This is a genomic window from Adlercreutzia muris, from assembly GCF_008831045.1.
Lineage (GTDB): Bacteria > Actinomycetota > Coriobacteriia > Coriobacteriales > Eggerthellaceae > Adlercreutzia > Adlercreutzia muris.
On record NZ_WAJS01000022.1, the window covers coordinates 1 to 12,863 of the forward strand.

Annotated in this window: 7 protein-coding genes and 2 tRNA genes; all 9 read right to left on the bottom strand. The window is 60.4% G+C overall.

The window, feature by feature from the left end; translation table 11 throughout:
- The coding region (locus tag F8D48_RS07705; protein WP_240806277.1) for an MBG domain-containing protein at nt 1-4,049 on the bottom strand (4,049 nt) is incomplete at its 3' end.
- A gap of 422 nt (nt 4,050-4,471) precedes the next feature.
- Nucleotides 4,472-5,062, bottom strand: a complete 591-nt coding sequence (locus F8D48_RS07710) for a signal peptidase I (protein WP_151430957.1) — start codon at nt 5,060-5,062, stop codon at nt 4,472-4,474.
- A gap of 98 nt (nt 5,063-5,160) precedes the next feature.
- Nucleotides 5,161-6,318 carry a MucBP domain-containing protein gene (locus tag F8D48_RS07715; protein WP_151430959.1) on the bottom strand — a complete coding sequence of 386 codons (1,158 nt, stop codon included), beginning with the start codon at nt 6,316-6,318 and terminating at the stop codon, nt 5,161-5,163.
- Entirely contained in the window at nt 6,315-7,172 is an 858-nt protein-coding gene (locus tag F8D48_RS07720; protein ID WP_151430961.1) for a hypothetical protein, read from the bottom strand. The genes F8D48_RS07715 and F8D48_RS07720 overlap by 4 nt, the downstream gene beginning before the upstream one ends.
- A 12-nt stretch (nt 7,173-7,184) precedes the next feature.
- Nucleotides 7,185-7,940, bottom strand: a complete 756-nt coding sequence (locus tag F8D48_RS07725; protein ID WP_151430963.1) for a hypothetical protein — start codon at nt 7,938-7,940, stop codon at nt 7,185-7,187.
- A 3-nt stretch (nt 7,941-7,943) separates the two neighbouring features.
- Nucleotides 7,944-8,486 (bottom strand): SipW-dependent-type signal peptide-containing protein, encoded by a 543-nt coding sequence (locus F8D48_RS07730; RefSeq protein ID WP_151430965.1) that lies wholly within the window; start codon nt 8,484-8,486, stop codon nt 7,944-7,946.
- A 2-nt stretch (nt 8,487-8,488) separates the two neighbouring features.
- A complete protein-coding gene (locus F8D48_RS07735; protein ID WP_170272774.1) occupies nt 8,489-12,181 on the bottom strand; it encodes a hypothetical protein in 3,693 nt (1,230 codons plus the stop codon).
- Nucleotides 12,182-12,584: 403 nt separating this feature from the next.
- Nucleotides 12,585-12,660 (bottom strand) — tRNA-Ala (locus F8D48_RS07740).
- Nucleotides 12,661-12,776: 116 nt separating this feature from the next.
- Nucleotides 12,777-12,853: transfer RNA gene (locus F8D48_RS07745), tRNA-Ile, on the bottom strand.
- Nucleotides 12,854-12,863 lie beyond the last annotated feature (10 nt).

Below are 12,863 nucleotides of genomic sequence, written 5' to 3' on the forward strand. Positions count from 1 at the left end.
GGCGTGGCGGCCGGGGCAGCCGGGCCCGGAGCGGGCGTCGGCACCGTGGGCACCGTGGGCACCGTCGGCGGATTCACCGGGTTCGGCGTGACCGTCGGGGGAGCCACCGGGGCGGCGGCAATCGTGAAGGGAGCCGTCTCGTAGGTTACCGCGTAGTTGCCCTGGATGGCCAGACCAGCCGGAACGATAGCGTACTCGCCCACGGCCTCGCCGGCCTCGCGGGCCACGACATAGTCAATCAGGCTCTCACTCTCGCCTGCAACCAAGCCAGTCACCGTTGCAGTCAGGGAGGGGTCGGCAGCGCCGAAGTACTTGCCCGACGCCACGGCGGTCACCGTCACCGGCGCGCGGTTGATCACTACCGTAACCGTCTTCTCCACCGTCTCGTAATTCGGGTTGGTAGCGCGCACGGCAACCTCGTAAACGCCAGCGTTCAGGAAGGTCGGAACCTCCGCGCCCCACTCGCCGCCATCGACCGAGTACTCCAGCGTAGATCCCTCGGGACGGGCGGCCGTCGCCTCGATGGCCACCACTTCGCCATCGTAGGTCTTTACGATGCTCTGGGAAGCCACGTCGTTAATGCCGTCGATCACGACATCGTTCTCGTCGTCCTGCAAGATGCGGAAATCGGCCGGAACGAACTCGTAGGTATAGTTCGAGTTGCGATCCTCCTCGGCCACCGCCGGAACGAGCTCATCTTCATAGAGGCCCGCGTTCTCCTCACCGGTGGAACGGGAGACCGTCACCGCTCCCATAGCGTCCAAGACACCATTCTGGCTGAACAGCCCCTCGACAGTCCAAGTGAACTCCGGATCGTCCTCGCCGAACACCTTGCTGGCATAGGCGGCGGAAACGGTCAGGGGAGCCGGGATAATCTCGTAGGGCAGTTCGAACTGACCCTGATAGTTGCCCATGCCGTACACGACGATGGTAGTTTCCCCCGCGTTCACGAAATCGGCCGGAGTGGTGGCAACGCCATTCGCAGGGCGATAGTAGACCCCGTAGTCAACGCCGGGAACCAGCTGGAAGCCCGTCTCATGATCGGTCACCAGGATATCGGAGGCCTCGGGCTTCTGCTCGGTGCCGTTGTATACCTTCGTCGATTCGTACTGGACCGTGAACGCAGCCTCGGTCGGCTCTTCGGGGTTCACATCGGGGTCGGTCAGGTTCTTCGCCTCAATGGTCAGGCCGCCGTGCACCAACTCGACCTCATAGTTGCCCGTCACATTCTCGCCGGTGCCCAGTTTAATGAGAACCTGGCCGCCGAAGGAGCCGGTGTAGCTACCAGCCGCAGTTCCAGCCAGATCATAGGTCAGACCGCTCACCTTCGCATGGCTCACCAAGCCCCGATCGCCGTTGCGCTGTTCGGCGGTATAGGCAGTCGTAGCATATTCCTCGCCCGTGTAGACCTGCGGCGCGGCCCAACCCTCGCCCTTGATCTTCACCGGGCGCTTGGCGATGGCCACGGAAACGTTCTTCGACCAAATCTCGACGCCATCGCGCACGGCAACGACCTCGACGATGGTGCCCTGGGGGTTCGAGGAGGTCACAGTAGCGTTCGTGAACCGGTTCTGCGCAACAAGGCCGCCGATCCTGTAGAACACCTCGTCATCGGGCAGAAGCCCGAGGGCCGCAACGTTATGAGGCGCGCCGTCGTACACGCCTCGATAACCCACGGCATCAAGGCCCTCCGTGAGGGGAGTCCACGTGCCGGTGATCTCCACGACGCCGGCTCGCACGTCTTCGGTCGTGATGGTGTATCCCTCGTTGGCATCAATGGACCAACCGGAGAACTCCCAGCCCTCCAGGGTCGGCACGGCAACCGAATCGAGAGGCTGGTTCAGCACGTAGGTCTTGTTCTTCGGCGGCTGAGGGGCATGTTGAGGAGTGCCGTTCATTCCGTTGGTGTAGACGTAGCGCACTTCAACCTTAGGAACGGAAATTTTCTCACGGGTCCACTGAGCGGTAATGGCCACATCTCCCTCGCCCATGGTCTGCTCGCCGGTGAGGTTCCAGTTGCCCAGCGTATATCGGGCGTTCACATTGCCGAACTCGTCATGGGTGAACAGCTCGGTGCCCGGCAGCGCGGCATCGACCGTGAACGGCTGGCCCTTGACCAGGCCGCCAAGATTCAGCGGCAGCATAGGGGCCGCCTCGTTGCCGGCGGCATTGTAGAACGCCTCGCCCTTGGGCAGGCCCGTCCACTGGTAGAACACGTTGTACCGAGGCACATCCTGAGGCTTATAGGACCACGAGCCGCCAATGGTCAGATCGTCCGTTATCCTTCCGCTCTCAGTATCCCAGCCGTTGAAGGTCCACACACCCGTCGTATTGCCGTAGGCATCGGTTTCGTTGACGGTGCACCCCTTGAAGAAGTTCGCTTCCACCTCGAACGGCTCGTTGTTTCGGTAGGTCTTGGAATCAACAGGCAGCTTCGCGGCGGCCGGAGCATCGCCCTTCCACTGATAGGTGATATTCCACGTGGGAACGCTGATGGGCGTTGCCTCCCATGTCGCAGTGACCGTCACGTCAGCTTCGGGCATAATTCCGTTTTCCGGGTCATACCACGAGGACAGCCGGTACGTTGCATTCCGATTGCCGAACTCGTCATGGGTGTAGACCTTAGTGACGGCAGCCTCCTTGACCTGGTAAGACTCGCCCTTGGTATAGGTGCTCGCATCGACGGGCAGCGTGGGAGTCACCTCACGGCCCGCCTCGTCGTAGAAGACCTTATCGGCGGGAAGACCCGTCCACTCATAGACAACCCGATACTCACGAGCCCACTGGGCCACGTAAGTCGCATCTTTCGTCACCTGGTCGGCCACGGCGGGGTCCCACCCCATAAAGCGATAACCGGGCGCTCCGGTGGGGACGGGCGGGGCGGGCGTGGCCGCTCCATGCTCGATGCCCTTGGTCACCTGAGGGGCGAAGGTACCCTGCTCACCCGGGTCAAACGTCACGTCGTAGGTGTTCCGCTCATACACCAGCGTGAGCACATTGTCCTTGCCGCGGGCAATTTCGATGAATTCGTTACCGCCATTGGCAGCTTGGGTCTTTTCCGACGAATAGGTATAGCCATCGATGGACCGACGGTGGTTCTCCGCGGTGATCTTCGTTCCCACACGCGTGGTGCCGCTTTCCGACTGCTCGATCTCATTGCCATCTTCATTGATATGGCGAACTTCGTAGTTGATGGCATTCTCGACTTTCATATAGCCGTCGAGGTGCCACGTGTAAGTGCCGCTATTCACGTAGCGGTCGGCGCCGTTGGAGACAATCAGCTTATTCCACTGCTCAGGGGGAATGCCGGAGATATCCACACCGGCATTGTCCGCCCATCGGTCAATACCGCTCCTGAGCGCCGCCCTGACGGCCTCACCGTAATCGCCGATATAATTGTTCTCAGCATTATCCGTTGACAGCATGCTCTTGGTAGGAGTGGGGAGCATCGCTTTGATGACACCGATAGTGTAGTAGCCGTGACCATTCGGCTTGATGCTGAGGTCTTTGACAAATTCGTCCACCCCATCGCCCGTAAGTTGCAGATACACGTACACGTTCTGCTCCGAAAGCTCCGGCTTTTTACCCCTCTCGCCCACAGCGTTGAGGTTCAGCTCGGCAGCACGGGCATCATCGGCCGCCGCGGGCGCCTCGACCGCGTCGCCCTCCGACCCAGAGTCGCCCTCGCAGGTCACTTCCTCTACAGGATCGCTCTCGCTCGGGGCGCTGGGGACAGGCTCGATTGCATCATCGCCGACAGGATCGCTCGGCTCTTCCGCTGGCTCGTCGGCCGGGGCCTCGGGCGCGTCGGCCTCCGGAGATTCCGGTGCCTCCGGTGCCTCCTCGGCTTCCTCAACCTCGCCGTCATCCTCGATCTCGGCGACGATTTCCGTGGCCGCTCCGAGAGCGACCTCATCGTCGGCGTTCGCGAGATCGGTGAACATGGTCACGTTCAAAAACGAGAACACCAGCAGCACCGACAGCAAAACCGACAGGAATTTGCCCTCGGCGGTGTTCCGCGCATCCATGAAGCGCGCGATGGCCCGCATACTCCTCACCCTACCTTCTCTTTTTTGCCCTGACTACTTCGTTACAGCTGCTTTAAACACCGGCATGGAGCCGGACATTTAACAGAATGAACCGTGTCGGGATTTCCCTCCTTAAGCCCCCCGACTGCCACTTGTTACCGTTAGGTAACCTCATGAACAGAATCAGAGTATCACCTCCCCCTGTGCGAACAAGCGATCAATAAGAAAAGAAGTCAGCTATAAGGCTGAACGGCGCGGAATTTTTTAATTTTGATCTGGCTTTTTACCGATAATCGTTCATTTATGGCAGAACAAAGAGAAAGGCAACTTTGACAGGGTAATGACTAGGTAAGTTCTGATATGAGATAACAAAATCACTGGCGAGCGGTTGCCCGACTCCTCCGGCCAAGAACCGCGGGCGTGGGAAATGAGGAGAAGGAACCCTACCGCTCCGCCTCGCGGCGGTCGGCAAGACTGCCCAAAATGGTTCCCACCACGCACAGGGCCACGGCCATGATCACAACCCAACCCAAGACCAACAGGCCCGCTGTGGTGCCGAGGGCCATGAGAAAATACCCTACGACGGGCACCGAGAACACCACGCGACCAAGGACGTTTTGGAAGGGGACAGGTCGCAGATCGACATCTTCATTTGCATCACCTTTGGTAACCAGATGCCCCGCTTGGTCATCCACCTCCTTCACCCGGTGGATGATGACCTCCTCTTCCTCCCAGAAGGCGACCACATCGCCTGCCTGAAGAGACGATCCCTCAACAGGGTCGGCGTACACAAGGCTGCCCGTGGGATAGGCCGGCTCCATAGATCCGGAAATAATGGCATAGGGCTGCATGCCCATGACCCGCGGAATCACCGAAGAGCCGATGCCCACAAAAGCCAAGGCGAGCAACAGCGCGGCTCCGAGAGCCGAGCACAGGCGGGCAATGCGGCGCATCCACGCCAAACGGCGCTCCACCGCGCGGGAAAAAGCATCGCGCGGTTCGGAGGGGGCTATGTCCACTGGATGTTTCGCCATGGGTTCAATGTACCACGCATCGGCTTCAGTGCGGCATAGAACAAAGGGGAGGACGGGCGCGAAAACCCATCCTCCCCTTCCAGAACGCCGCAGAACCCTTAAGCAGCCGAAGACTCAGCCTGATCTTCCTTGGCTTTGCGCAGGCCTCGCACGAGAATGAAGGCAATGGCGCAGGCCAATACAGCGGCTGCCACGGCCCAGGGAACCCAGGAGGTCTGAGCAGACAGCCCGGCCTCGGAGCCCGGTGCTGCCGCTTTGCCGCTCGCAAGGGCCGTCTCATCATCGTTGATGGTCTCAGTGCCCGGAGTTGCAAGGGGCGTGCCATCGTCGGCCAGCACCTCGGTACCCGCATCGGTCGTGAGCGGCACCGCCGCGCTGATGGGCTGTACGGGGGTTGGGGTGCCAACTCCCTCAGCCGTGCCGCCAGTCCCCGGCGTGGTCGCCTCAATGGGGTTGGCCGGGGCGCGCTGGGCCACATCGTCCGTCGGATTGGTCGTGTAGGCCCCTTCAACCCGCGAGCCGTCGGGGGCAACTACATCTACCGGACCATTGGGCTGGGGCTCGGTCGTCGTACCCTCGGCCAGGCGCGTGTAGCGATAGGTGATGACGTTTCTCGTCTCATCCTCTCCCAACACAATGTCGATGAGCGTTGCGTGGGGCACATAGTTTTCAATGTACACAGGCGCCGTAGCGGGCACATCGCCGATGTCGCCGAAGAAGGTCTGGGGCTCGGCAAGTTGGCTGCCGTCAGAGGCGTCCACGTAGTTCACCGTGAAGGCCACGCGATTGGCCATGATGCCATAGGCCACCACGTAGTCGGCATCTTCCGTCACAGGCACCGAGCCCGCCAGGGCACCGTCGGCGGCCACATAGGCGACCATGGGGGTATTCGCGCCCGCGAGGTTCTCTCCCCCGCGGTTCTTGTCGGAACGCTCGTTGTCGAGCCCGGCCAGGCGCACGCCCTTGGCATAGTACTTGCTGTCTGCCGGTACTTCCAGAGTCACGCCGTCGAAGGAAAGCGACTCGCCGGGCGCTTGCCCCTCGAAGACATGCTTGGTCTGCCCATCGGCAAAGACGCCCTGATTACCGCTGTACAACGTAACCGTGTAGGTCGTGCCCTCATAGGAGGTCATGGCCTGCGCGGCGGGAGCAGGGGCATCGTCGGCAAAAGCCGCAGGTACCGACAAAGAGACGGTCAGCAGCGCTGCAGCGCCCATCGTCCCCATGAGACGGCTCCACTTCTTCATATTCTTCATCGGGCGTCGCCCTCCTTGTCGTTCCTCTTGCGGCTGCGTACCGCCGCTACAACCACTACCCCTGCGGCCACGACGGCAACGGCCACGATAATACCCAAGGGCAGCATGTCGCCGGTCTGGGACAATTTGCCGCCAGACTTCTTGGTATCCCCGCTCTTGGGAGAATTTTTCTGCTTGGGGTCGTCCTTCGGATCGCCGCTCGGGGGGTCGGCCTCTCCCTTCGTTCCCTCTTCATCAGAAGGCTCGGCCGCGAAGGCCAGCTGCACGCTGGCATCGGTGTCGAAGTAGGTGTTGCCGTGGGTCTCGCCATCAATGGCCACCTCCAGCACCATATAGGCCCGGGCATCAGCAGCCAAGGTGTCCAGGTAGAACCATTCCCCCGTCGCCTCGGTGGCATCGAACAGACCACGGGTCTCAGTTCCGTCGCCCTCCACTTCGCCTGAAACCACCTCGTTGGTGAGAATCACCTTCTCCTCGTTCTTGGGCGTGATATAGGTGAGCTTGTAACTGTAGGAGCCACCGGAACGCTCGTTGGCGTTGGCCATGGACTCCTCCATGGTAGTCAGCACCTTGTTGCGCATGTACCAGTCGGCAGAACCCTGGGAGCCCTCCTTCATCTCAATGGTGAAGCGGGCGCTGTCTCCCGGCTGCATGGAGCCAAGGGTCTTGGTGATGTTCGCCGTGCCATCGTCCTTCATCTCGGTGCCAGTGAATTCCACAGTCCAGGCCTCATCGTAAGTTTTGGCGAAAGCCGGAGCAGCCGTCAAGAGAGACAGGGCCGAGGCAACCATGAGCGCCAGCAGCAGCGCAGTGAGATACCGGAGTGATGGGCGTGTTTTCGTCAGGCTATACATCGGATCACCCCATTATTCCCCAGCCGTCTCATCGGACCATTGATCGAGGCCCAGCGCTTGCACATCCACACCCCAAGCGCTCTTGGCGGCTGCGGCGGCGTTGTTCACCTGTACGGAATCAACCTGGGCCGACAGGGCCAGATAGCAGTTGGAGTAATCTTGCTTCACATTCTTGATGGCATCGCTCACACGGATACCGGCTACAGCCGGGGCGGCAGCGGTGTTCTTCTCCAGCACGGGGCGGTAGTAGTACACCTCGCGCTCGTCAGTGCATTCCGCATCCGAGCGCACCCAGTTTTCATCGAACTCATCGTCGAGCACCAGCTCGATGAGGGCCGGATCCAAGGTGGCGCTCTTCTGGGGTTCGCCGTTCTCACCCGCAGCCCAGTATTTGCGCACCGTCAGGCGCACGTACTCGTCCATATCAGCCGACACGTTCTTCACCGAGAGGAATTCCCGATACACCTGACCGGGGGCCATGAACTCCTCGACGGCGCCGGTGGAGGCGTTCACAATCTGCCAACCCGCATCCTGATCGAGCAGCTTGCCGACGCCCTTCGCATCGGGGTCCACGTCCACGCCGTTCTCAGTCAGCGTCACGCCAATATGGGTCTGCTGGATCTCAGCCACGTAGTCGTCGCTCTGGAACACCAGGGCAGAGCGGGCCGGGCTCACCGTCATCATGACGAGACACACCACAAGCCCAGCGGAAAGCGCAATCAGCATGATGCGCGTCTGCAAATCAAGAGTCTTCAGCGTCTTCAACATGGGCTACTCACCATCCTGGGCGGTCAGGTACTTTTCGCCATCGGCAAAGGTGCCCAGCAGCGGCTGTCCCGCCTCAAAGGCGCGGGCACTCGTGCACTGCTGCACCACGGCCACATCGAAACCATGGGCGACCTTCTCGGTGTCCACCGTTACGAGAGCCTTCAAAGCCGGGGTGGAGGCTTTGGGGGCCACGGGCTCGGTGTAGTACCACCAACCCTCGTCGTTGTCGCTCACCGCCTGGGTCCAACCCGGCGCAGCCTCGAAGGTAAGCTCCACGCCGTCGATCTGCGGGTCGAACACTTTCACGCGCACCATGGCGTCAACATCGCCGGTGTTGGTGACAGAGATAACCTTGTTCGCGCCGTCGGGGGTTTCGTTCACCTCGGTCTCGGGCGGGTTCGGATTGTACTTGAACTGGATCATGCCAGCGGCTTTGGTCGTATCGGTGTAGTAGGCCCAAGCCGTGCCAGCCGCCACGCCCAGAGAGATAACCAGGGCTGCGGACACCGTCAGGGCAACACGCTTGGCAAGGGATTGCTTCCCCATGACTACCTCCCCTCTTCCGTCGTGGGCATGGGTGTGTAGGTAAAGCCGTTCTCGCCCGGAGCGTAACGGTTCACCACGCCCGTGCCGTAACTCTCATCGGTATAGGTGTTGTCGAAGGTAACCTCTGTGACGGGAATATCGGCTTCCTCTCCGGGAACAGCCCCCTCCACGGCCACAATCTCGCGATTGGGGGTGCCGTCGAAGTTGTCACCGCTGTAGTACAGCTCCTCGATAAGGTAGTAACCCTCGGGAAGGTCGGACAGCAACTCCACCTTCGTCTGATTCTCGCCAGCACCAAAGGTCATGCTCACGGTGTTCTGGTAAATCACCAGATCGTCTACCTTGTTGGCCGCCGCAGCCTGATCGACATAGCCCGTCACCTGGAATACCGCCGTGGCCACGCCGTTAGCCGCTTCGAAGTTGTTCAGATTTTTCACAAGCTGCAGAGCACCGCGCTTCTCGGGCTCGTCGGGGTTGCCGGGAACCTCGGGATCGCCGGGAACCTCGGGATCGCGGCCCACCACAATGCGGTCGTTGCAGGCGATGGCCCCGCCATTGGTGTTGGAGTAATTACCCGTGAAGTACAGCACCGCCATGCCCATGGCCGCTTCCTTATCGGCCGGGGTCGGGTTTGCTTTCAGGGCTGTGAAGCGATCCGCCTGGAGCACAGCCTCGGCGGTCTGGGGGAACGTGTTCGGGTCGGTCAGGTGATAGACGGGGTACTCCTTCTTCTCATCGGTGCGCGTCTCGGCAACCAGCGTTTGGGGGTTGTCATCGAAGGAGACTTCCTGGCGCTGGTCCGGTGCGGGAGCGCTCTGATCGACGGTAAGCTCGTATTTCTTGAAGCCAGGGCTATCGCTCTCGACTTTCTTGCACGCGGTCACTTCACCGGCCACGGTGCCGTCGGCACTGCTATTCCCCGTTGCCACCTTAACGGTGGCGTAGTAGCCCTCGAGGAAGCCATCGGAGCCGGCGTGGGCATCGGGAACGTAAATCTCCACTATCCCTTCGGCCTTGTTCTTCATAATCACGTTGGGAATTCCCGATGAGGTCAGATCCTTGCCATCGATGATCATGCTGACGGCTTTGTTGGCCCACCCACCTGTGCGGGTAGCACTCAGCGTGCCCTTGTAGGTCATATCGGGAATATAGGACACGGTGCCGCTGGTGTAGCCCGTCCAGCGGTGGTAGCCGCCTCCGAGCATGGCATTGAACACCGTGCTTTCCTTGGCGCAGAAGAAATCATCGGCCGCGTGGGGGTCAATTTTCAGGCCATAGGTCGGATCAAGGGCCCACTGGTCACCGTATTCGTTGGGATTAGTCGTCGCATTGGCCTGATCAGCCGTATTGTCGAAGATGGCCGCATCAGCGGTGACCACGACGCCGTTAGTGCACACGCCCACGCCGCCGCCGAAACCGTGAGCGGTGTTGCCGGTGACGATGGGGTAGCGCACGGTGAGTCCCGTCTCCTTGCCATGAGTGGCCGAGGGGAGGAACAGGCCGCCTCCACCGTAATCAAACTTCGTCGCGGTCATATTGTTCGTGATATAGCCACCCTTGATATAGCTAGCCTTGTCGGGCATGGCGTTAATGGCGCCACCCTCGCTCGTACCGGCATAATTGGAAGCGAAAACACCGGATTCCACTTTCAGCAGAGGGTAGATGTACTGGTCGATCCACGTGGTGCCGGAATAAAGGGCATAGGAGGCCATAAGCAGACCGCCACCGCCATCGGAAGCGTAATTGCCCGTCAGAGAGGCACCGGCGATAACCGTCTCATCCATAGAGAAGATACCGCCACCGCCACCGCCGAGCTGCTTCCAATTCACACCCTCGTTCGTGTCGGGGCGCACCGAGGGGTGAATGGCCGACTTGTCGTTTTCCGAGCGGTTGTTGGTTACCAAGGCGGAGTCCTTCACCGTAAGCACGCTTTTGGCCTGGCTTCCGTTGTTCCTCAGGCGCCCCTGCACATAGACAGCACCGCCGTCAGCCTGGGCCGTATTGCCCGCGAGCACAGCGTTATCGGCAAGAGTCACCGTAGATGAGGCGTTGGCGTAGATGCCGCCGCCGTTGCGCACCTGGGCCATACCGCCAGGGGTCGTGTCGTTGAACACTTCCTCGCCGGCGCGATTGCCCGCGATCAGCGCATCACCGGCCACAGTCAACTGGGTGTTATCCACCCACAGCGCACCGCCGTTGCCGTCACCTCGGGCCGTATTGCCCGCAATAATGGCCTGGTCGGTAATTTTCACCGTGGCCTTCTTGGCGTTGATGGCGGCGCCGTCGGCTCCTGTTGATCCCACGATGCATCCATCGGTCATGGTGATGGTGCCCTCCTGGGCTGCCACCACATGATCGCCCTGCTCCATGGTCAGGCGGCCGCCCTCGATATTAAGCGTGCCGCCACTCACCTGCACCAAATTCACGGCCTGGCGGGCCTTAATGGACCCCGCTCCCGAGAGATCGAGATCATACTGGTACAGATATTCAGTGGTCTCGCCCTTTGCGGGACGATTGGCATACGAGCTCGTGATGAAATACCGCAGAGTCTGCGCATCGGCATTGTACTCGGCTTTCTTGCCGATCATGGCCTCGAAGCCCTCGCGATCATCCACAGGGCTGGGAATCTTCTCCCCCCGGGCGGCACGCTTCACCGGGGCGGCATCATCGTTGGTGTCCGTAATGGTGAGCGTCGCACCTGCGTTCACGGTGAACAGCGTGTCAATCTCATCCACTGCAATGGTGTGGCCATTCAGATCGAGGGTCTTGGTACCCTTCACCTCAACCGGGCTAATGGCCTCTTCGATATTTGCGGCCAGCTTCACGGCTCCCTCGTCGCCCTCCGACAGCGCTTTAGCAACATCGTCCCATGTGGAGGCTCCGGGTGCAGGCTCGACACTCACCACAACGACGGCCCCCCGATCAGCGGCTTCAGCCAACACGGCGAGGGGAATCGTGTAAGACCCATCGGCAGCCGGCTCGACAGTCGTTGCCACCACCAGCTCCTCGTCCTCCTGGGAGGCGGGGGCAGCGGCCATTGGCGGGTACTCGTCGGGGAGAACCTCCTCAACGGCATTTTCTCCGGTTTCCGCCAGGGGAACTGCCTCGGCGGCCGAGGATCCTACGGCTTCGGAATCTCCCAAGACCTCCGCGCTATCAGCCTCGTGAGCTGCCTCGTCGACATTCGGGACATCCCCCTCAACCGGAGTGTCGGCCGCCGGCGCATCGGGAGCGACGGGCGAGGGCGCAGGGCCCGATCCTTCGTGTGCCGAATTCTCCTCTCCACCTTCGTCGGAGGAAGGGGCAGGGGAGGTTTCTTGAGAGCCGTCCTCTAGGGACGGCTCTCCGATAATCAGATTATCGGACGGCTGCTTGGACCCCATGGCACGGGAAACGGGATCGCCTCCCTCTGCCTCATAGGTCACCTCAATGGCCGTATGGGCGGGAGCGTCGACGGAGAAGGTCAAGTCGGTGTCGACGGGAGCCTCGTACACCGCATCCATGTCAGAGGCGAACCGATCGGCTCCCACGGCAACCGTCATGCCGTCGGCCACCTGGAAGCGAACCTCCACGGTGCCGTCTTCGGCGAGGGCCTTAGAAGGAGATCCTAGGGCAAAGTTGCCGAAAGAGACAATCATCGCCGCAGCGACCACGGAGGCAACCACTTTCCTTGCCTTCGAGAACTCATATCCCATATTTTGAGTTATCGCCTTCATATCTCACCGCTCCTCTTATAAGCAAGCGTCCTCAGCTTGCCCTCTTACCCTCTCTCGCGGGCGGGAAAACCGCCTCTGTCTCAGATGTTTCCGATCATCTATTGTATCTCTGAGACTTCCTTACTGTCTACTTGTCAATCGATCGCCGATGGCTCTTTCTGGCTCAGGGGCTTCTTTAACACACCTATCATAGGCAAAAGAGCCGCAAATTTAGAGTTTACGACAAGATGACATTAATATGACAGGGTAATGACCGTATAAACTTTAGGATTTGAAGACAGAAAGCAGTCCAGAGGCTATTCTCTCCGCACCGAGTTCGATCTCAGAAATGCTCACATACGAGAAACCGGGCCATATGGTATGACCCGGTTTCTGAAGTTATTGGTGGAGCATAGGGGGATCGAACCCCTGACCTCAGGCTTGCAAAGCCCGCGCTCTCCCAGCTGAGCTAATGCCCCGTGGCTTCTCTTTCTCCCTTACCTTGCTAGGTGGCATGTTCGGAAAACTGCCTCAGAATATAATAAACGCTCCACCGGCTAACTCGGCTCACGGTGGAGCGTTTATCGCAAAGTAATGGTGGGCCCGAATGGATTTGAACCAGCGACCTCACGCTTATCAGGCGTGCGCTCTAACCAACTGAGCTACGGGCCCTTGAAAAAGT